This window comes from Pseudomonas sp. GW823-FHT01D03 (assembly GCF_058798255.1).
The window spans coordinates 2920502-2942671 of record NZ_JBXAKK010000001.1 but is presented as its reverse complement, the minus strand read 5'-3'; the positions used below and the strand labels follow the sequence as shown (position 1 = coordinate 2942671).

Annotated in this window: 15 protein-coding genes; 14 read left to right on the top strand and 1 reads right to left on the bottom strand. The window is 62.0% G+C overall.

The window, feature by feature from the left end; genetic code table 11:
- Nucleotides 1-51: 51 nt before the first annotated feature.
- Genes AC1RBR_RS12740 through AC1RBR_RS12720 form a run of 5 tightly spaced genes read left to right on the top strand, consistent with a single transcriptional unit; the run spans nucleotide 52 to nucleotide 7101 of the window.
- Nucleotides 52-1308: an MFS transporter gene (locus tag AC1RBR_RS12740; protein ID WP_492564726.1), complete on the top strand. Its 1257-nt coding sequence runs from the start codon at nucleotides 52-54 to the stop codon at nucleotides 1306-1308.
- Nucleotides 1305-2435, top strand: a complete 1131-nt coding sequence (locus tag AC1RBR_RS12735; protein WP_492564725.1) for a LuxE/PaaK family acyltransferase — start codon at nucleotides 1305-1307, stop codon at nucleotides 2433-2435. The genes AC1RBR_RS12740 and AC1RBR_RS12735 overlap by 4 nt, the downstream gene beginning before the upstream one ends.
- A 1-nt stretch (nucleotide 2436) precedes the next feature.
- Entirely contained in the window at nucleotides 2437-4839 is a 2403-nt protein-coding gene (locus AC1RBR_RS12730) for an aldehyde dehydrogenase family protein (protein ID WP_492564723.1), read from the top strand.
- 49 nt (nucleotides 4840-4888) lie between these two features.
- Nucleotides 4889-6178, top strand: coding sequence for a phenylacetate--CoA ligase family protein (locus tag AC1RBR_RS12725; RefSeq protein WP_492564721.1), 1290 nt, complete (start codon nucleotides 4889-4891; stop codon nucleotides 6176-6178).
- Nucleotides 6178-7101: a GNAT family N-acetyltransferase gene (locus AC1RBR_RS12720; protein ID WP_443533732.1), complete on the top strand. Its 924-nt coding sequence runs from the start codon at nucleotides 6178-6180 to the stop codon at nucleotides 7099-7101. The genes AC1RBR_RS12725 and AC1RBR_RS12720 overlap by 1 nt, the downstream gene beginning before the upstream one ends.
- Nucleotides 7102-7149: 48 nt before the next feature.
- On the opposite strand, the gene AC1RBR_RS12715 is transcribed toward AC1RBR_RS12720, so the two are convergent.
- On the bottom strand, nucleotides 7150-7677 hold the full coding sequence (locus tag AC1RBR_RS12715) for a hypothetical protein (RefSeq protein ID WP_027612032.1): 528 nt from the start codon (nucleotides 7675-7677) through the stop codon (nucleotides 7150-7152).
- Nucleotides 7678-8056: 379 nt separating this feature from the next.
- Between AC1RBR_RS12715 and AC1RBR_RS12710 the strand changes: the two genes are divergently transcribed.
- The 9 genes from AC1RBR_RS12710 (at nucleotide 8057) to AC1RBR_RS12670 (ending at nucleotide 22150) form a co-directional block, all read left to right on the top strand.
- On the top strand, nucleotides 8057-10048 hold the full coding sequence (locus tag AC1RBR_RS12710) for a methyl-accepting chemotaxis protein (RefSeq protein WP_492564718.1): 1992 nt from the start codon (nucleotides 8057-8059) through the stop codon (nucleotides 10046-10048).
- Between the two features lie 275 nt (nucleotides 10049-10323).
- The gene (locus AC1RBR_RS12705; protein WP_095135615.1) at nucleotides 10324-10770 is read left to right on the top strand and encodes a DUF411 domain-containing protein; all 447 of its coding nucleotides are present in this window, start codon (nucleotides 10324-10326) and stop codon (nucleotides 10768-10770) included.
- A complete protein-coding gene (locus AC1RBR_RS12700) occupies nucleotides 10770-11204 on the top strand; it encodes a YqaA family protein (protein ID WP_492564715.1) in 435 nt (144 codons plus the stop codon). The genes AC1RBR_RS12705 and AC1RBR_RS12700 overlap by 1 nt, the downstream gene beginning before the upstream one ends.
- Before the next feature lie 86 nt (nucleotides 11205-11290).
- Nucleotides 11291-12340, top strand: coding sequence for an alpha/beta fold hydrolase (locus AC1RBR_RS12695; RefSeq protein WP_492564714.1), 1050 nt, complete (start codon nucleotides 11291-11293; stop codon nucleotides 12338-12340).
- Nucleotides 12341-12353: 13 nt separating this feature from the next.
- Nucleotides 12354-13307: a D-2-hydroxyacid dehydrogenase family protein gene (locus AC1RBR_RS12690; protein WP_492564712.1), complete on the top strand. Its 954-nt coding sequence runs from the start codon at nucleotides 12354-12356 to the stop codon at nucleotides 13305-13307.
- Nucleotides 13308-13902: 595 nt separating this feature from the next.
- Nucleotides 13903-15489 (top strand): glycogen synthase GlgA, encoded by a 1587-nt coding sequence (gene glgA, locus AC1RBR_RS12685; protein WP_095135607.1) that lies wholly within the window; start codon nucleotides 13903-13905, stop codon nucleotides 15487-15489.
- 18 nt (nucleotides 15490-15507) lie between these two features.
- Entirely contained in the window at nucleotides 15508-17310 is a 1803-nt protein-coding gene (gene treZ / locus AC1RBR_RS12680; protein ID WP_492564709.1) for a malto-oligosyltrehalose trehalohydrolase, read from the top strand.
- A complete protein-coding gene (gene malQ / locus AC1RBR_RS12675) occupies nucleotides 17307-19385 on the top strand; it encodes a 4-alpha-glucanotransferase (protein ID WP_492564707.1) in 2079 nt (692 codons plus the stop codon). Before treZ ends, malQ begins: the two co-directional genes overlap by 4 nt.
- Nucleotides 19382-22150: a malto-oligosyltrehalose synthase gene (locus AC1RBR_RS12670; protein ID WP_492564705.1), complete on the top strand. Its 2769-nt coding sequence runs from the start codon at nucleotides 19382-19384 to the stop codon at nucleotides 22148-22150. The genes malQ and AC1RBR_RS12670 overlap by 4 nt, the downstream gene beginning before the upstream one ends.
- Nucleotides 22151-22170 lie beyond the last annotated feature (20 nt).

The window sequence follows — 22170 nt, the reverse complement described above, 5'->3', positions numbered from 1 at the left end:
TCTGCCTCTAGTCTCTGCGAACTTTTCTCGCTTATTGAAACAGGGATGTTTATGCAGAGAACCTTGATCGTAATGGCGCCCGTGCAGATTATCGGCTTCTGCCTGGCCATTACCGCTTTTGAGCTGCTCACCTATATGGCCAGCGACATGATCATGCCGGCCATGTTGACGGTGACCGGCGAGTTCAACGCCGATACCCGGCATGTAGCCAACGCCTTCAACCTGTATCTGATTGGCGGCGTGTGCCTGCAATGGCTGATCGGCCCCCTTTCCGACCGTTACGGCCGGCGTCGCTTGCTGTTGCTCGGTTGTGCGCTGTTCGGCCTGGCGTGCAGCGCCGCAGTCGTAACGCAGCGCATTGAAGCCTTTAATGTGTTGCGCCTGATCCAGGGCATGGGCCTGGGCTTTGTGGTCGCCGTCAGCTACCCGACCCTGCAGGAAGTGTTCTGCGAGGCGGATGCGGTGCGTCTCATGGCATTACTGGGCAACGTGGCACTGTTGTCGCCGCTACTCGGCCCTTTGCTCGGCAGCCTGCTGCTGGAATGGCTGAGCTGGCGACAGATGTTTCTGGGGCTGGCGGCAACGAGTGTGGTTGTCTGGCTCGGTCTGTTTGCCTGGATGCCGGAAACGATCGGCGTCGTGCGCCGTGACGGCCAGCGACAGGCTCCCGCCGCGTTTTCGCTCAGGCAAATCGGCCTCGGTTACCTCGCGCTGCTGCGCAACCGCCGATTCATCGGCGCCAGTCTGACACTGGGCCTGATGAGCCTACCGCTGATTGCCTGGATCGGACTGGCGCCGGTGCTGCTCATGCAACGCCTGGAGCTGTCTGCGCTGGAATATGGCCTGTGGCAGATCCCGGTGTTTGCGGCGGTGATCCTCGGCAATTTATTACTGGATCGATTGCTCGTCGGGCACACGCTCGCCCAGGTGATCGGTCTGGCCCTGTGGCCGTTTTGCCTCGGACTGCTGGGGCTGATCACTGCTGCCCTGAGTTCGGCTGCGCTGCCATTGGCCGTTTGCGCACTGGCCGTGTATGCACTGGGGCTTGGCATGAGTAACGCCGCGCTGTACCGCCTGGCGCTGTTTTCCAGCGATGCGGGCAAGGGGCTGGTCTCGGCCATGATCGGCATGCTGTCGATTGCCGTGATGGGCTGCGGCGGCTCGCTCATCGCCGTTATCGGCGGTGGTTCGAGCCTGCAATCCTTTTCCCTGCTGGCAGGCCTCGGTGGCCTGCTGTGCCTGCCCCTGCTCTACCGCCTTCTGCGGCACTCGCCGCACCCACCACACATCAATAAGGATATTCGATGACTCAGTTTCCCCACAGCGATGCGCTTTGCGCATTGCCGCAGCCCTATTGCGCGGATGCCGTGCCCAAGGGGCTGTTCAATCAGGCCATGAGCGAAATCACCCGGTTCCACGCTCGCCATACGCCCGGTTACAACCACTGGCTTGGCGCCCATTCAATCGCTGTCGATGACCTGGACACGCTCGACGACTGGTCGCAATTGCCACCGATTTTCGCCAGTTTCTTCAAGCAACAGATGCTGCTCAGTCCCACGGGCGAGGACGCCCTGGAACTGACCTCTTCCGGCACCAGCGGGCAGAAGAGCCGCATGCGCTATGACGCGCGCAGCCTCGGCGCCGCGCAGTACATGGTCGAACGGATTTTCGCCCAATATGGCTGGATTACCCCGCATGCCCCGTGCAATTACCTGTTGCTCGGCTATGAGCCCGAGCAGAAAAACACCCTGGGCACATCCTTCACCGATCAGTTCCTCTGCAGTTTTGCTCCCGCCAATCGGGTGGTTTACGCCCTGCGTCGCAATGGTGACGGCCACCAGTTTGATCTGTTCGGCGTGATCAGCGCCTTGCAGGCCTTTGCCGAAGAAGGTCTGCCGGTGCGCATCTTCGGCTTTCCCGCCTTTCTCTGGGAAACCCTGCAACGCATGCGCGCGACCGGCGTGGCAGACCTGCAACTGGCGGCCGGATCGCTGGCATTTTTCGGCGGCGGCTGGAAAACCCGTGCCGCCGAAGAAGTCCCCAGACAAGCCTTGTATGCGCGGATCCAGCAACAACTGGGCATCCCTTCCCAAGACTGTCGCGACGGTTACGGCGCCGTCGAACACGCGGTGCCTTACGTCGAATGTACCCACCATCACTTTCATGTACCGGTCTACGCGAAAGTGTATGTACGCAGCCCGGTGGATTTTTCGGTGCTGCCCTATGGCCAGCGTGGCCTGCTGAATTTGGTCTCACCCTACATTTCCTCAAGCCCGGCCCATGCCGTGGTCATGAGCGATCTGGCCACACTGCATCCGGGCACCAGCTGTGCCTGCGGTCTGGCCAGCGACTGGTTCCAGTTGCATGGCCGCGCCGGCACCACGGCCGCGAGGAGCTGTGCCATGGCCGCGTCCGAACTGCTGGGGAGGCACTGATATGTACTTGATCAACGGTCAGTTGCACACCGAGTGCAGCCTCGACAGCGCCTTGCACCAACTTCAGCTGGAGTTGCCACGAAGGCTGCAGATTCCACTGCAAACCAGCACACTGCTTGCCACTGCCAAGGCCTTCGCCGAACGTCTGCAACAAGAAGAAACGGAACTGCCACTGGCTCCCGGTCAGCGCGAGGCACTGATCGATTTCTGCCAGCCTGCCGCCCTGCAAGCCAAATTGGATCGTGAACTGGGCTTGCGCCCCGAATCGCTGCGCCGTATCGACTATCGACAGTCACGCTTCGAGCGCTGGAGTCCGCTGGGCCTGGTGGTGCATATCACTCCGGCCAACGCGCCGCTGCTGGCGTTCTGTGCGGTGATCGAGAGTCTGCTGAGCGGCAACGTCAACTGGCTGCGCCCCAGCAGCAGTGACGCTGGCTTCACCGCGCGCCTGCTGCAGGCGTTGGTTGCATGTGATGCAAGCGGACAACTCAATGGTTACGTGGCAGTGCTGCCGACCCGCACCGAACAAATCGGCCAGCTGTGCAGGCACGCCAACGGTGTCGCGGCGTGGGGCGGCGAAACCGCGCTGCAAGCCATCCGCCAGCAGATCCCGCCAGGCTGTCGCTGGATCGACTGGGGGCACCGCATCAGCTTCGCCTACCTGATCCCGGACGCGGCATCGCCCGCCGTGCTCGATGCGATTGTCGATGAAGTCTGCCGCCTCGATCAGCAAGCCTGCTCCAGCCCGCAGTGGTTGCTGGTGGACAGCGACGACGCGAGCGTACTGAACGATATCGGGACGCAACTGGCCGCCGCGTTCGAACGCCGTGCCGGACAATGGCCGGCCCTTGCACCGACGCTTGAAGAGGCTTCGCAAATCACCACCTGCACGGCGATGGCCCGGCTGGCCCAGAGTTTTGCCGGGCAGACTGGCCGGGTCTGGAGTGCGCCGGGCTGGCGGGTGATCTGGAGTCATGATCGCCAGCTCGAACCTTCTGCGCTGTTTCGCAGCTTGTTGCTCAAACCACTGCCCCGCGAGCGGCTCAGCGCCACATTGCTGCCTTGGCGCAACGTGCTGCAGAGCTGCGCCTTGCTGTGTCCCGAGGCGCAGATCGCCGAACTGGCACAAACGCTGATTGCCGCCGGTGTGACGCGCATTACCCCGATCGAGACTATTCACGATGGCTACGACGGCGAACCCCACGACGGTGTTTATGCCCTGCAGCGCCTGAGTCGACGCGTGTCGGTCAGTCTGCCGCCGAACGTGCTGACCAGCCACTCCACGCTTGATCAGTTGCCTGCCCCACCACCACTGACCGGCCTGCCAATCATGGACAAGGCACAATTCGTCGGCCAGCCGCCGACTTCAGCGGCGCAGCTGTTCTTTCGCTCTGGCGGCAGCAGTGGCGCACCTGTGCTTTCCGGCTTCAGTTACCACGACTTCCAGCGCCAGATGCAGGCGGCCGCCGATGGCTTGCTCGCGGCCGGACTGGACCCGGCGCAGGACAGGGTCATGAACCTGTTTTTCAGCGGCGGGCTGTACGGCGGCTTTTCCAGTTTTGCCAAAGTGCTGGAACAACTGCAGGCCCGACACTGGCCGATGGGCGCCCCGGCGGACGACGATTACCGCGAGATCGCGCAGATGATCGAAGCCCAACGGATCACCGTGCTGATCGGCATGCCCGGCACCCTGCATCGGTTGTTTATCAACGAACAACAAATACTGCGGCGCTATGGTGGCGTCGCCAAGGTCTTTCTCGGTGGCGAACACCTGAGTGAGCAAACCCGCGAGCTCTTGCAAAGTTGCGGCGTCAGCCTGATCCGCTCGGCGATTTACGGCAGCGTCGATGCCGGCCCCTTGGGGCATGCCTGCCGAGCCACGGCAGATGGTGTGTTCCATCTGATGAGCGACATCCAGCACCTGGAAATTGTCGATTTTGAACACGACGCGCCGGTCAGTGACGGCGAATCCGGCCGTCTGCTGGTGACCTCTCGTGGGCGTCAGGGCCAGTCCGTGCAGCGCTATGACATTGGCGACAGCGGACGCTGGTTACCCGGCCCGTGCGCCTGCGGTCTGACCTCGCCGCGCTTCGAACTGCTGCAACGCCACGGCAACCTGCTGCGCATCGGCACCGATTTCATTTCACTGGTGATCCTGGAGCAGCATCTTCAGGCGCCGTTTCAACTGGTTCTCGATCATGGCCCTGACGGCCTGGAACGCATGCGCCTGCACTGCCCTCTGGAGCCGGCCGAGGCCCACCGCCGACTGCAGAATTATTCGACGCTGACCACGCTGGTGCAGACCGGTTTGCTCACGCTGGACGTCGAGCAATGTGCCGTCGAGCTGTTCGCCCGAAACCGGCACAGCGGCAAGACACCCTTACTGATTGATACGCGCCGCTGACAGCAGAAACCTGCACGCGGCCCATCGCCACTTCATACAAGAAGAAATCATGAACACGCTCATTGAATTGAACAACTTGCTCGGTTTTACCCGGCAACATTCGGCCTATTGCCGCGAACACTTCAGAGATGTCGCGGCCCCCATCAGCGCCTTGACCGAACTTCCCCTTATCGACCCTGAACAATACTGGCGTGACAGTCAGCATCCGCACCGGTGGCCAGTGCTGTCAGGCCCGCTGGAAGACGCGATGGTCTTCAAGACCGGGGGCACCACCGGCTCAGGAAAACTCTCGCTGTTTACCCGCGCAGAATGGCAAACCCTGGTGCGCGATTTCGGCAACCACCTCACGGCGCAACTGAACCCCGGCGACCGGGTCGCCAATCTGTTCTTCGTCGGCGACCTGTATGCCAGCTTCGTTTTTCTCCACGACGCCTTGGTCCATGTCCAGACCCCCGTCAGCGAATTTCCCTTCACCGGGGCCGTCGACAGCGCCGTACTGGCCGAGTCGATCCTTGCGTACCGGATCAATGTGTTGGCCGGTCTGCCGGCGCAAATGCTCAAATTCGCCGCCTGGCTGGAACGCCAGTCACGGATCCTGGAGGGCGTCGAAACCCTGCTCTACGGCGGCGAAAGCCTGTTCGCCGCCCAGCTGCAAACTCTCCAGCGAGTGTTCCCGAACGCACGCATCGCCTCTATCGGCTACGCCAGCGTCGATGCCGGACTGATCGGCGTCAGCGCTCGCGATTGCAGCCTGGGCGAACACCGGATGCTGGAGCGGCATAGCGTGCTGGAGATCATCGACGAGGTGAGCGGTGACGTCATCGAAGAATGCAACCGTAACGGCAGGCTGGTCCTGACCAACCTCACCCGGCGCTTGATGCCGGTGATCCGCTATCCGGTCGGCGACCTCGCCTGCTGGCGTGAACCGGCAGGGACGCCGATGCGCAAGTTCGCCCTGATGGGCCGCAGCATGAACAGCCAGCGCGTGCGGGTCAGCGTGTTGAGTCTGGATACCGGTGACATCGGCGAGCTGGTGCGCACGATCGCCGCCAGCGATGACTGGCAACTGCTCATCGAACAGCGAGCCAGCCAGGATCTGCTGAGCCTCAAGTGGGTACCCTGCACGCGAACGGCTGACATCAGCCAGGCAAGCTCAACCCTGCGCCGTGCGCTGATCGACCAATACCCGCTGATCGAGAAGCTGCAGTCCGATCAATTGCTGGAGCTGAACGTGACCGCCTGTGCGAACGATGAACTGACCTGTCATCCACGCTCCGGCAAACATCAGCGGGTCGTGGATCGACGGGTTTACGACCATCCGCAACAGGGGCAAGCGTGATGGACACGACAATCATCCGCCGCTATCGCGTCGCCGATGCGCCGGCAGTCAGCCGCCTGTTCGAAGAAATCTACGGCGTTCATTATCCTCAACCCCACGTGTATCTGCCCTGGATGATCAGCCAGAACCACAGTGACGGTCGCTGGCACTCGCTGGTAGCGGTGGTCAACGAGCATATCTGCGGGCACGCCACGTTGTTTCGTCAATCTGGCCGAAGCGCACTGGCGGAGCTGGCACTGACCGTGGTGCACCCGGACACTCGCGGGCAAAACATCGCCACCCAGTTGGGCCAGCAGCTGCTGATTCATGCCCAGGCGCTGGATTGCCGAGGCGTGACGATCAAGCAGGTCACGCACCACCCGTATACGCAGCGCATGGCCGCCGGCCTGGGGTTTCACAGCTGTGGTCTGTTGCCCGATTACGCACCCTCGCCGTTCGGTGGAACAGGGCGGGAGACGATTGTTGTGGGTCACTGCAGCATCGACGGTTATCAGCGCCCGCTGCCGGCACTCGCCTGGCCGCAGGATTGCCGCGAGCTGATGTCGCGTCTGGAGGCGGTGTTCGGTACCACCGACAATGCGGTGCCATGGAAAGGCCCGAAGATCCGCTTCGATCACGTATCAGGGCGCTATGATTTGCTGATCAAGTCCCTCGATGACAACCTGCTCGAGCAATTGGCGCAACTGCCGGCGCACTGGCTGATTTCGATCAGACTCAGACTCGCCCAAGGCTTTTCCAGCGCGCTGCACAAACTGGCCGATGCCGGATTCGCTTTCACCGGGATTGTCCCCGATGACTACAGCGACGGCTGGCTGGCACTGTTTCATCGTGGCTACCAGGCCTCAACGCTGAGCCTGCACTGTCCACACATGCAGCACCTGCAGGATCAGGCCCAGCAGGCCGGCGAAAGGTACCAGGACTAAAAACGAAAACGGCCCACCCAATCAATGGGTGGGCCGTGGGTGACCGGCTCAGGCCTTGGACTTGACGCCTTGATCCACAGGTTTCGCCGCGTTGCCTTCACCGTAGGTTTTCAGGTTCTGCAGCACGTAGATCGCCTTCTTGTACTCGGGGATCAGGTTCTTGCCGTAGGCATTGCCATTGAGGCCATTGTTCTGAATGGCGTCGAGCTGGGTGGCGAAATACTCCAGCGCATTGAATTTTGCATCCGGGTCTTTGGTCACGCCGAAACGGTCGAACTTGTCGCCGGCATTGAGCAAGGTAAAGGAGGTGATGTCGGAAATCAGTCCGCGTTCACGCAGGAAAACACTCAGATTGCTCAGTTGCTTGACCGAGACATTCGCCGGATCGAACCCCTTGATATTTTTGCGCAGGCCCTGCTTGTCCATTTCGGCAGTGTTCAGCGCGGTCGGATTGGTGCCGACCTTGGCGAGCATCTGCTGCACCTTGAGGCTTTGCTTGACCTCCTTCTTCGCGCCTGTATTGCGAACCAGCACCCCTGCCTTGCTCTCCCAGCCGCCGACAATGCCGATCGTCATGAGAAGACTCCCTGTGAAATAACCATGAAATGTCCTTGCTGGACTACTTGAATGCCGGGAAGTATCTACCGGCGAACTGGTGGCACCAACCCTTTTAGTGCAGTCGCTTACAATTTTTGTACATTCTCGATACAAAATGCCAGAAGCTTACTGTGTCGCGGTTTCATGGCAGTTTGACGATTGCTTGCGATACTTTTTTGCGCCGGCTGACGAGAGGCTCGATTCATTTGTATCGGAGTCGACACGCCCCTTCCGTCAGCCCGACACTTTCTTGCACCAAAGTACTTAAAGCTTCCCGCTTCGCCGACGATACGCTGGTGTGACCCCGCCGTTTTCCCCCGACCCCACAATAAAAATCGCAGTTCAAGGACCGGTATCCATGCCCGCATTCCGCACCATTCAGGCTCGCTACACGTTATCTCTGGTTCTGTTCATCCTGCTGCTGTCGGTGCTGACCGTGGTCGGTATCAGCCAACTGGTCGCACCCAAGCTGCGGCATACCGAAGAACAGGTGGTGCTCAACCGGATTGCCGAAGTCGCCGAACAGATTCAGGGCGAACTGAACAAAGTCCAGGCGCAACAGCGCAGCATCACCCAGACCATTCCGCTGCTCGACAGCGCGGCCATTGACACGGTGTTGCCGGGGCTGGTGGATCAATACGGCGAGCTGAAAGTCTTCGGCGGCGGGATCTGGCCACTGCCGGGTCAGCGTGAGGCCGGGCGCAACAAGTTCAGCACGTTCTGGCACCGCGATGCCTCGGGCAAACTGGCGGTGAATACCTTCTGGAACAGCGACGCGGCGCCCAACTACTACGATCAGAGCTGGTACAAGGGTGGCATGCAGACCCCGCGCGGCCAATGTGCCTGGGCTGCGGCCTATAAAGATGATGCGAGTGCCGAGCCGCGCACCAACTGCGCCATGGCGATCCAGAAAAACGGTGCGGCCTGGGGCGTGTCGACCATCGACGTAACGCTGGGCTTCTTCAACGATCTGGTGGCGCGCAAGGAAAAAGACCTCAACGCCGAAATGCTGATCGTCGAGGCCGACGGCAAGATCATCAGCAACAGCTCGCGCATCAGCGGCCCGATCGTGCTGAAGAACATCAGCGAACTGGCCGCCGGCTCGACCTTCGCCAGTCAGGTCAAGGCCGGCCTGCAGAACCGCGATCAGGCGCAACGCGTCGAGTTCAACAACAACGGCGAAGCCAGCACTTTCTTCATGCGCCCGATCGAAGGCACGCCGTGGTTCCTTGCCACCGCCCTGCCAACGAAAATGCTCACCGCCCAGCGTGACGACGTGCTCAGCAGCCTGAGTCTGCTGCAGATTCCGCTGGTGATCCTGCTGGTGTTGTTGCAGGTCTACGCGATCCGCCAACTGGTTTCGCGCATGAAAGCGCTGAAAGCCAATATCGACTTGCTGTCCAGCGGCGATGCCGACCTTACCCGGCGCATCACCATCCGTGCCGAAGACGAACTGGGCGCCATCGGCCACTCGGTCAACACCTTTATTGCCTACCTGCAGAACATGATCGGTGAAGTGACCCAGGCCACCGGCGCCATGGCTTCGAGCCTGGACGACCTGCAGCGCACATCGGCCAACACCAGCCAGATTCTGCTGCGCCATGCTTCGGAAACCGATCAGACCGTTACCGCCATCACCGAAATGAGTTCGACGGCCGAAAGCGTCGCGCAGAACGCCGCTGAAACCGCAGCGTTCACCCAGCGCGCCAATGAAAACGCCGATCGCTCACGGGTGGTGGTCGGTGAAGCGACCAACAGCGTAGTGGCCTTGATCGATGAAGTGGCCAGCGCCACCCAGAAAGTCGAGAACATGCAGCAAGACGCGCAGCGCATCACCGAGATTCTCGGGGTGATCGGCGCAATCGCCGGCCAGACCAACTTGCTGGCCCTCAACGCCGCCATCGAAGCCGCCCGGGCCGGTGAACAGGGTCGCGGCTTTGCCGTGGTTGCCGATGAAGTCCGCGCCCTCGCCGCTCGCACCCAGGCCAGCACCTCGGAAATCAACGAGATGTTGACCCGCCTGACCCAAGGCGTGAGTTCCTCGGTCAGCGCCATGGAAAACACTCAGGCCAGCTGCCAGTCCGCCGCTGACGCCACGGCGCGGGTCAACTCCGGTCTGGATGAAATGGCCGGTTCGGTCAGCCACATCAACAGCCTCAGCACCCAGATCGCCACCGCTGCCGAACAGCAGAGTGCGGTGACCGAAGAGATCAACCGCAGCATGGTGCAGATCCGCCACATGGTCGAAGAACTGGTGCACAGCGGCGAGGTCAGCGAGCGCAACACCCGACAGTTGCTGGAAGCCAACAACCGGGTGAGCGCGATCATGGGGCGGTTCAAAGTCCGGTGACCCACCATTCTCCTGTAGGAGCTGCGGCACGCTGCGATCTTTTGACTTTGATTTTATGAACCAAGATCAAAAGATCGCAGCGTGCCGCAGCTCCTACAGGGGTCGTGTTTTATCTGACAGATTTGTAATCTCTCGCTCAGCAGGCTGTCAGGCTTGATCCATGATCATCCTGCCAGCCTGCCTTGTATCAACTTGAAACACTCCGTTGATGCCCGGCAGGATAATCCAGTCAAAATACTTTCCTTTTTGACCGTCATCCTTGTCGAGAGCCCACCATGCGAACCTCCCTGCGACTGGCCGCCCTGAGCGCCCTGCTCCTGTCCTCCCTGGCCCAGGCCGCCGATCTGATCCCTATCGAAGTCCATCGCGACGCCAATTGCGGCTGCTGCAAAAAATGGATCAGCCACCTCGAAGCCAACGGCTTCAAAGTCGAAGACCACGTCGAAAGCGACATGAGCAGCTTCAAGCAGCAACACGGCGTGCCACCGCGCCTGGGCTCGTGCCATACCGCACTGATCAACGGCAAGTTCGTCGAAGGCCACGTGCCGGCTGAACAAGTGCTGGCCCTGAGCAAGCGTGATGATCTGCTGGGTATAGCCGCACCGGGCATGCCCATGGGTTCGCCGGGCATGGAAATGGACGGCATGAGTGATGCCTATCAAGTGATCGGCCTGAAAAAGGACGGCACGGATGTGGTGGTGGCGGACTACCCGGCTCACTGATGCCTGCCGCTTACGTCGGGCTGTTCGCCGCCGCGTTCGGCGCTGCGACGCTGTTGCCGCTGCAATCCGAAGCGCTGCTGGTCGGTCTGATCGTCAGTGATCGATACTGGCTCTGGGGCCTGCTGGGCGTGGCGACGCTGGGCAATGTCCTCGGTTCGCTGGTCAATTGGTGGCTGGGGCGCGGCCTCGAACGCTTTCAGGATCGACGCTGGTTTCCCGTCAGCCCGAAACACATGGCCACCGCGCGCAAACATTACGAGCGTTACGGTCGCTGGTCGCTGCTACTGAGTTGGCTGCCGGTGATCGGCGATCCACTGACCCTGATCGCTGGCGTCATGCGCGAGCCGCTCGGGCGCTTTCTGCTGATCGTCACGCTGGCCAAAGCTGCGCGTTACGCCGTGGTGGCGATGCTGACCCTGGGCTGGCTCGGTTGAACATTCCGGCCATCGCGTTGCCTGTGGTTAACGTCGCCCTAATCCGGGCGTTCCAGCATCGGCCGATTTCCATGGAGTTTGCCCTTATGTCCGTCACGCTATCCCGCTGGCTGCCCGGCCTGTTCCTCAGCGCCGCGCTGCCGCTGTTTGCCCACGCCGCCGCACCCGCTGCAGTCCCGAACAATGCCCCGACTTATGGCCCGGAGCTGCAAGGTTTCCAGTACCCCTACACGCTCAAGCACTTTGCCTTTCAGTCCCAGGGTAAATCCCTGCAGATGGGTTACATGGACGTCGCCGCCCACGGCAAGGCCAACGGGCGCACCGTGGTGCTGATGCACGGCAAGAACTTTTGCGCCGCCACCTGGGACAGTTCGATCAAGGCCTTGAGCGAGGCCGGTTACCGGGTCGTCGCGCCGGATCAGATCGGCTTCTGCACCTCCAGCAAACCCGACCACTATCAGTACAGCTTCCAGCAATTGGCGACCAACACTCAACAACTGCTCAAGGCCCTCGGCATCCAGAAAGCCACCCTGCTCGGCCACTCCACCGGCGGCATGCTCGCCACTCGCTACGCGCTGCTGTTCCCGGATCAGGTCGAACAACTGGCGCTGGTCAATCCGATCGGCCTGGAAGACTGGAAAGCCCTCGGCGTGCCGTACCGCACCGTGGATCAGTGGTATCAGCGCGAACTCAAAGTCACCGCCCAAGGCATTCGCGACTACGAGCGCAACACCTATTATGACGGGCGCTGGAAACCCGAATTCGACCGCTGGGTCGACATGCTCGCCGGCCTGAGCAACGGCCCGGGCAAAACCCAGGTGGCGTGGAACTCGGCACTGATCTACGACATGATCTTCACCCAACCGGTGTACTACGAGTTCAAGGACCTGAAGATGCCGACCCTGCTGTTGATCGGCACGTCCGACACCACGGCCATCGGCAAGGACCTCGCGTCACCCGAGGTCAAGGCGAAAATCGGCCACTATGAGGTGCTCGGCAAGCAGGTCGCCAAGCTGATTCCACAATCGACACTGGTGGAATTCCCCGGCCTCGGCCACGCGCCGCAGATGGAAGAACCGGCGAAGTTTCACCAGGCCTTGCTCGGCTGGCTGAACAACCCCGATCCCGTTCGTTGATGAGGTAAGGCTGATGGCGGTGCAGATTGCAGTGATTGATGACTGGCAGGACGTGGCGCAGGAGGTGGTCGACTGGTCGGCGCTCGACAGCATCGGCGAAGTGACGTTTGTGCATGACTACCCGGCGGACAACGCCACTTTGGCCGCACGTCTGGGCCAGTACCAGGTGATCTGCGTGATGCGCGAGCGCACGCGTTTCGATCAGGATCTGCTGCAGCGCCTGCCCAATCTCAAGCTGCTGGTCACCGGCGGCATGCGTAACGCAGCGCTGGACATGCCGGCGGCCGCCAGCCTCGGGATCAAGGTCTGCGGCACCGACAGCTACAAACACGCGGCGCCGGAACTGACCTGGGCCTTGATCATGGCGGCCACGCGCAATCTGCTGAACGAAGCCAACTCCCTGCGCGCCGGCGGCTGGCAGCAAGGGCTGGGCGGTGACCTGCACGGCAAGACGTTGGGCATCCTCGGTCTGGGCAGCATCGGCCAGAAGGTCGCGCAATTCGGCCAGGTGTTCGGCATGCGCGTGATTGCCTGGAGCGAGAATCTCACCGCCGAACGCGCACAGCAGGCCGGCGTGACCTGGGTCAGCAAGCAACAACTGTTCGAACAGGCCGACGTGCTGTCCGTGCATCTGGTGCTCAGCGAGCGCAGTCGCGGGCTGGTTGATGCGCAGGCGCTGGACTGGATGAAACCCACTGCGCTGCTGGTCAACACCGCCCGCGGGCCGATCGTCGATGAGGCAGCGCTGATCAAGGCGCTGCAGAAACAGAAGATCGCCGGGGCGGCGCTGGATGTATTCGATCAGGAGCCGCTGCCTGCACTGCACCCGTTCCGCACCTTGGACAACGTGCTGGCCACGCCACATGTGGGGTATGTCAGCCGACATAACTATGGGCAGTTCTTTGCGCAGATGATCGAAGATATTCAGGGGTGGGCCGCCGGGAGCCCGCTGCGCCTGTTGAATTGATCGCAACTTTTCGATTGCGCTGAATCGACTGACGCCTTCGCGAGCAAGCCCGCTCCCACATTGGAAAAGTGTCGTACACAAATCAACTGTGGGAGCGGGCTTGCTCGCGAAGGGGCCTTAATAGACAACACATCAACAAACTGCCCGCACCACAACAGTGCGCCCTGCCTTTCCGCTAGCACAAAATCGTGACCGATCAGTCACCGTTTTGGCCCTCTCCCTGAAAAAAACCTGCCCTTCGTCGGTGCGTTCCTGCTTGAACACCACGGATTTCGCTGCCTGCCAACCGATTGTCGAACAATTTACCCGTTTGCTGCCGCCCGCTCTAGGATCTGGCCTAGACTGATTTTCGCGGGTTAAAACCGGTCAGTCACAAACCCGAAAAATTGTCGAAACTTTTGCAGATGGCGGCGGGTCATCTGAAAGGCAGGGTCAACGCGAGTGGTGCAATCCTTGCAACGGCCCCTTCACCCATTCTGCTTGCACGTGTTGGGTAGCGTTTGCTCACCGATGCGTGGCGCGTTTGCGCCCGGCCACAGGATTTGGCCACAGCTTGTTCGATACAAGAATCAGATCAACGACACGGGAGATTCATATGATCAGTGCGGCATTGGATATTCAGGGAGAGCGTGCTCAGCAGGCGGTTGGTGAATCGAGCACGGTGAGTCTTCCCGGCAGCCGGTCGATCAACGTCCCGGGCACCAAAACGCTGACGCCGGTCGCCAGCCAGAATCCCAACAAGAAGAAAGTGTTGTTCGTGACCTCGGAAATCGCCGATCTGGTGAAGACCGGTGGTCTGGGGGACGTCTCCGCCGCCCTGCCCCGCGCCATGGCGCACCTGCACGATGTGCGCGTGTTGATCCCCGGTTACCCACAGGTGATGCACAGCGAGAACCCGATCCACATCATCGGCGAACTTGGCGGCCATGCCGCGTTGCCTCCGTGCAAGATCGGCCGCATGGACATGCCGGACGGCTTGGTGATCTACGTGCTGATCTGCCCTGAGCTGTATGAGCGTGAAGGCTCGCCGTACGGTGCCAACAACGGTCGCGACTGGCCGGACAACCATATCCGTTTCGCCCGCCTGGGCCTGGCCGCTGCCGACATCGCCGCCAACCTCGCGCAAATTCACTGGTGCCCGGATCTGGTGCACGCCCACGACTGGCCCGCCGGTCTGGCCCCGGCCTATATGCACTGGCGCGGGCAGCGCACGCCGACCCTGTTCACCATTCACAACCTCGCCTACCAAGGCGTGACCAGCCTCGGCTCATGCCCGGAGCTGGGTATTCCGACCCATGCTTTGCAACAGGAAGGCATGGAGTTCTACGGCAAGATGTCGTTCCTCAAGGCCGGCATGGCCTATTCGAGCCACATCACCACGGTCAGCGCCACTTACGCGCAGGAAATCACCACCCCGGATTTCGGCTGCGGTCTCGACGGTTTTCTCGCCGCCAAGACCCAGCAAGGCTTGCTCAGCGGCATCCCCAATGGCATCGACGAGAGCTGGGACGCCGCGACTGATCCACACCTGTTCGCGCCGTTCGCCATCGGCGATTGGGAAGGCAAAGCGATCAACGCCGCCCATGTACGTGAACTGTTTGGCTTGAAAGATTCCAGCGGCCCGCTGTTCGCCGTGGTTTCGCGTCTGGTTTATCAGAAGGGCCTGGACCTGACTGAAGCGGTGTCCGAATACATCGTGCAGAACGGCGGCCAGATCGCAATCATCGGCCGTGGCGAGCCGGAAGAAGAACAGGCCATGCGTGAACTGGCGCTGCGCTTCCCCGGGCAGATCGGCGTGCGCATCGGCTTCAATGAAACCGACGCCCGGCGCATGTTCGCCGGCAGCGATTTCCTGCTGATGCCGTCGCGTTATGAACCCTGCGGCCTGAGCCAGATGTACGCCCAGCGCTTCGGCTCGTTGCCGGTGGCGCGCAATACCGGCGGCCTGGCCGACACCATCGAAAACGGCGTCACCGGTTTCCTCTTCGACGAATCCACTGTCGAGAGCTACCGCGAAGCCCTGAGCCGCGCGTTCAAGGTCTTTGCCTTCCCCGAACTGCTCAATGCCATGCGCTGCCGGGCAATGGCTGCGCCGTTCAACTGGTGCAAAGCGGTCGAACCCTACGCCGAACTCTACGAACAACTGGTCGCCAAGGCGCTGGGTAAAGCCGGCCACAAATAACTCAGGGAGCTTTTCACAATGCCGTTACGGACCCAACAAAACTGGCCCCACGGCGCGATCATGCAGGACGCCGAACACACTCAGTTTGCGCTGTGGGCACCGGATGCGTTTTACGTCAGTGTCGAACTTGAAACCGGCCAGTCCCTGCCGATGTTGCCGCAGGCCGATGGCTGGTTCGTGATCAAGACCCGGTGCCCGGCGGGCACCCGCTACCGCTTCAACATCGATGGTGAACTGGAGGTGCCCGACCCGGCCTCCCGCGCCCAGGACGGCGACCTTGACCGCCACAGCGTGGTGGTCGATCCGCTGGCCTACGACTGGCGACATACCACCTGGCACGGCCGGCCGTGGAGCGAAGCGGTGATCTACGAGCTGCATGTCGGCGCGCTCGGCGGCTTTGCCGAAGTCGAGCAGCATCTGGCGCGTCTGGTCGAGCTGGGCATTACCGCCATCGAACTGATGCCCCTGGCGCAGTTTCCCGGCACACGCAACTGGGGTTATGACGGCGTACTGCCTTTCGCACCGCAAGCCTCCTATGGCACCCCGGAACAACTCAAACATCTGATCGACAGCGCCCACGGCCATGGTCTGGCGGTGATTCTCGACGTGGTCTACAACCACTTCGGCCCCGACGGCAATTACCTCGGGCGCTACGCCAAAGGTTTTTTCCGCGAAGACAAGCACACGCCATGGGGCGCGGCGATCGACTTCCGCCGCCGTGAAGTGCGGGACTTCTTCATTGAAAACGCGCTGATGTGGGTGCTCGAATACCGCTTCGACGGGCTGCGCCTGGACGCGGTGCACGCCATCGAAAGCCCGGATTTCCTGCCCGAACTGGCGCAGCGTATTCGTCAGCAGATCGATCCGAGCCGCCACGTCTGGCTCACCGTGGAAAACGAGCTCAATCAGTCGAGCCTGCTCGAAGAGGATTACGACGCGCAGTGGAACGACGACGGCCACAACGCCCTGCACGTGCTGCTGACCGGCGAAACCGACGCCTATTACGCTGACTATGCGCTGCAACCCACCGAGCAACTGGCGCGGTGTTTGAGCCAAGGCTTCGTGTTTCAGGGCCACATCACCCGCCACGGCGAACCGCGCGGCGAGCCCAGCGAACACCTGCCCTCCACCGCTTTCATCCTGTTCCTGCAGAACCACGACCAGATCGGCAACCGGGCCTTCGGCGAACGTCTGCATCACCTGGCCGATCCACGCGCGGTGCAGGCCGCCACCGTGCTGTTGCTGCTGTCACCGATGATTCCGCTGATGTTCATGGGCGACGAATTCGCCGCCGAGCAACCGTTCCTGTTCTTCACCAGCCACCACGGTGAACTGGCGGATCTGGTGCGCGAAGGTCGGCGCAATGAATTCGCCGGGTTCAGCGCCTTCACCGATCCGCACAAGCGCGAGCAGATTCCTGATCCGAATGCCGAGCAGACCTTCCACGCTTCGCAGCCGCGCCTCACAGGCAGCGGCAGCGCGAAACAGCAGGAAACCCTCGCGCTGTACCGGCAACTGCTGCAATTGCGCCACCGCTACATCATTCCCCATCTGTCCGGCACTCAGGCGCTTGGGGCGCACATGCTCGGCCATGGCGCTGTCAGTGCGCGCTGGCGTCTGGGTGATGGCAGCGAGCTGCGAATTGACCTGAACCTCAGCGATACGCCAGTGGTCAACCCTGCACAGACCGACGCTGTGTGGCTGTTTCAGCAGCCGCCCGCCGTTGCCCTGTCGGAACCGGGCGTACTGCCCGCGTATTGCGCGCTTGTCAGCCTCACGGCCGCAACCCCCTTGCAACCTCTGGATGGAGAGCGCCTATGAGCGATGCGCAATTGGAAATACTCGCAAGCCGCGCCGGCCTCGCCGTCGACTGGATCGACGCCAACGGCCGCCCGCAGAAAGTCGCCCCGGCGGTGCTGCGCAATGTTCTCACCGGCCTGGGTCATCCGGCCAATACCACACAGGAAATCGACGCCAGTCTGCTGCAACTGCAGCAAGTGCAGCAGGATCGCCACCTGCCGCCACTGTTGACCGCAGATGTCGGGGTGAGCGTTGACCTGGCCCGCTATTTCGAGCCTGAAACCCCTTGCGAAATCCACCTCGAAGACGGCTCACGGCTTAACCTCAAACTCGACGCCGAAGCGAAACTGCCCGGTTTGATCCCGGTCGGTTATCAGCAGGTGCACATCGCCGATCAATATTTCACCCTGGCCGTGGCCCCCGAGCGCTGCTTCAGCGTCGGCGATGCGGTAGACAACCCGATCCCTCGCGTCTGGGGGTTGAGCGCGCAGTTGTACAGTCTGCGCCGCCCCGGCGACTGCGGCTTCGGCGACACCCAGGCGCTGGAAGAACTGGCGCGGGTGGCCGGCGAGCGCGGCGCCGATGCGCTGGCAATCAGTCCGCTGCATGCGATGTTCAGCGCCGACACCGGACGCTACAGCCCCTATTCGCCGTCCAGCCGCCTGTTTCTCAATGCCTTGTACGCCGCACCGGGCGCCATCCTTGGCGAACGCGCGCTGCGCGATGCGATCGACGCCAGCGGTCTGGCCGAGCAATTCCGGCAACTGGAAGACTTGAAGCTGATCGACTGGCCCGCCGCCGCCGACGCCAAACAGAAATTGCTGCAAGCCTTGTACGACGGTTTCGTCGCGGGCGAGCATCCGTTGCATCCGGACTTCGCCAGTTTCCGCCATGCCGGTGGCGAAGCCCTGGAAAACCACTGCCGTTTCGAAGCCATTCAGGAAATGCGCGCCGCCCGTGGCGAGAGCCTCGACTGGCGCGAATGGCCGGCACACTGGCATGACCCGCGCGGCGCCGCCCTCGAAGCCTTTGCCGAGGAATACGCCGAACGCATCAGTTACTTCGCCTTTTGCCAGTGGCTGATCCACCGCTGCCTGGAGCGTGCGCAAACGGCTGCGCGCAGTGCCGGCATGGGCATCGGCCTGATCGCCGATCTCGCGGTCGGTGCCGATGGCGCCGGCAGCCAGGCCTGGAGCTTTCAGGACGAACTGCTCGCCTCGCTCACCGTTGGCGCCCCCCCAGACATTCTCAATCGCTCCGGTCAGGGCTGGGGGATTTCCGCGTTTTCCCCCGAAGGCCTGATCCGCAACGGCTTCCGTGCGTTCATCGACATGCTGCGCGCCAACTTCGCCCACGCTGGCGGGCTGCGCATCGACCATGTGATGGGCCTGCAACGTCTGTGGGTGATCCCCAATGGCGCGGCCCCGGCCGATGGCGCTTATCTGTATTACCCGTTTGACGATCTGCTGCGCCTGTTGACCCTTGAGTCCCATCGGCATCAGGCGATCGTCCTCGGCGAAGACCTCGGCACCGTGCCCGACGGTCTGCGCGAAAAACTCAGTGCGCGGGCGATCCTCGGCATGCGCGTGCTGCTGTTCGAACAGGACAACACGTTTTTCAAACCGATCCTCGACTGGCCGGACAATGCGCTGGCGACCACCAGCACCCACGACCTGCCGACGCTCAACGGTTGGTGGCATGGCCGCGATATCGACTGGAACGCGCGTCTGGAATTTGTCGACGCCAACGGTGAAATCGAATGGCGTCGCCATCGCCAGCGCGAGCGCGAAGGCCTGCGCGGGGCCTTGAGCCAAGACCCGCAAAACTTCCGCGAAGAATCCCACGAAGCCGATCAAGTGGTCGATGCCAGCGTGCGTTTCCTCGGTCATACCCGCGCACCGCTGGTGTTGCTGCCGCTGGAAGATGCGCTGGGCATCGACGAGCAGGCCAACCTGCCGGGCACCATCGACAGCCACCCGAACTGGTCGCGACGCCTGCCCGGCAACAGCGAAGCCTTGCTTGATGGCGCCGATGCCGCGCGCCGTCTGGAACTGCTGGCCTGTGCCCGCCTGCAAGCTGCCGAGCGTGACCAATGAACCAGACCCTCATCCAACCCCTGCGCGCCACCCTGCGCCTGCAATTTCACAAGGGTTTCACTCTGGAACAGGCGGTGCCGCTGGTGCCGTACTTTGCCCGCCTCGGCATCAGCCACATCTATGCCTCACCGCTGCTCGCGGCCCGCGCCGGTTCGATGCACGGCTACGACGTGGTCGACCCGACCCAGGTCAATCCGGAACTCGGCGGCGAACCGGCGCTGCGGCGTCTGGTCAGCACCCTGCGCGAACACAACATGGGCCTGATCCTCGACATCGTCTCCAATCACATGGCGGTCGGCGGCGGTGACAACCCGTGGTGGCTCGATCTGCTGGAATGGGGCCGCCTGAGTCCGTACGGCGAGTTCTTCGACATCCAGTGGCACTCACCGGACCCGTTGATGGAAGGCCAGTTGTTGCTGCCGTTTCTCGGCAGCGACTATGGCGTCGCGCTGCAAGAAGGCACGCTGAAACTGCATTTCGATGCGCAGCAAGGTCGCTTCCACGTCGAGCATTACCAGCATCACTTTCCGATCTGCCCGAATGACTACGGCGAGTTGCTTAAACCGGTCGAAGCGCTGAGATCCCTGGCCGATCGTTTCAGCGCCCTGAGCTACCAGACCGACGCGCATGCGCTGGCGATGCCGCTCAAGGCTGAACTGAAAGAGCTGGCAAGCGATCCGCAGATTCTCGCCGCGTTCGAGGAAAGTCTCGCGCATTACGACTCCACGACTGCAGAAGGCTTCGACAAGCTGCATCAATTGCTCGAACGCCAGAGCTACCGTCTGGCCAGTTGGCGTACCGCTGCGGACGACATCAACTGGCGGCGCTTTTTCGACATCAACGAGCTCGGGGGCCTGCGCGTCGAACGCCCCGCCGTTTTCGAAGCGACTCACGGCAAGATCTTTCAGTTGATCGCCGAAGGCCTGGTCGACGGTTTGCGCATCGACCATATCGATGGCCTCGCTGACCCGCGCGGTTACTGCCGCAAGTTACGCCGGCGCCTCGACTTGCTTGCGCCGGGTCGGCACTTGCCGATCTACGTCGAGAAGATTCTCGGCGAAGGCGAAACCTTGCGCACCGATTGGGCGGTGGATGGCAGCACCGGTTACGAGTTCATGAATCAGCTGTCGTTGCTGCAACACGACCCGGATGGCGAACACGTCCTCGGCGACCTCTGGCAGCGACGCACCGAGCGTCCGGCGGCGTTCATCGAAGAAGCGCAACTGGCGCGCCAGCAGATCCTCAACGGCTCGCTGGCCAGTGACTTCGAAAGCGTCGCCCAGGCGCTGCTGCAAGTGGCCCGGGATGACCTGATGACCCGCGACCTGACCCTCGGCGCGATCCGCCGGGTGTTGCAGGCGCTGATCGTGCATTTCCCGGTGTATCGCACTTACATCAGCGCGCTCGGGCGCTCGGCGCAGGATGAACAGTTTTTCCAGCAAGCCATGGATGGTGCCCGCCAGACCTTGGGCGAAGGCGACTGGCCGGTGCTCGATTGTGTGGCGGCCTGGCTCGGTGGCACGCCATGGCGGCACAAGCCGCGTGGACGCTCGCGCAAGATTCTCAAGCACGCTTGCGTACGCTTCCAGCAACTGACTTCGCCGGCAGCCGCCAAAGCCGTCGAAGACACCGCGCTGTATCGCTCGGCGGTGCTGCTGTCGCGCAATGACGTCGGCTACAACACCGAGCAGTTCAGCGCACCGGTCAGTGATTTCCACGCGGTCAATCAGCAACGGCTGGCGGCGTTCCCCGACAACTTGCTGGCCACCGCCACCCACGATCACAAACGTGGCGAAGACACCCGCGCACGACTGGCGGTGCTCAGTGAACGCAGCCACTGGTACGCCGAACAGGTGGAGTTGTGGCGCGCCCTCGCCCGGCCGTTGCGCGACGATGACCAAGTGCCGTCGTCCGGTGATGAACTGATCCTTTATCAGGCGCTGCTCGGCAGTTGGCCGCTGCAACTGAGCGATGACGATCAGTCAGGTTTCAGCGACTACGCCGAACGCATCTGGCAGTGGCAACAGAAAGCCCTGCGCGAAGCCAAGTTGCAAAGCAGCTGGAGTGCGCCGAATGAAGCCTATGAAAACGCTGCGCAGACGTTCACCCAACGCCTGCTCACCGGTGACGAAGGTGAGCTGCTGCGCGCAGCACTGAGCAAGACCGTCAACAGCATCGCGGCAGCCGGCGCCCTTAACAGTCTGGCGCAAACCTTGCTGCGCATGACCGTGCCGGGGGTGCCGGATCTGTATCAGGGCAACGAGTTCTGGGACTTCAGCCTGGTCGATCCGGACAACCGCCGGCCGGTGGATTACGCCGCGCGTGCGCAGGCCCTGGACGGACACGCACCGCTCCAGGAACTGCTGGCGAACTGGCGTGACGGGCGCATCAAGCAATCGCTGATCGCTCAAGTGCTGAACCTGCGCGCCGAACACGCCGAGCTGTTTCGCCGGGGCACGTATCAGGCTCTGGAGGTGCTGGGCGAGCAGGCGCACAACGTGCTCGCGTTCGCCCGTGAGCACGAGGGCCGTTACGCCATCGTGATCGTGCCGGTCCGCTGCGCGACGTTGCTGGAAAACAGTGCCGTGCCACAGGTGGATGCGCTGCGCTGGGGCGATACACGGGTGGTTTTACCGTTCGCCGCCTCCGACACAAACCTGAAGGGACTTTTTCACAGCAGCGCAGTCACAAAAAACAGGGAGCTGAACGTCAGCGCCGCGCTGGGGGATATCCCGGTCAATCTCTTTATCCAACTCTTTACGTAACGACGAGTTCAGTTCAGGAG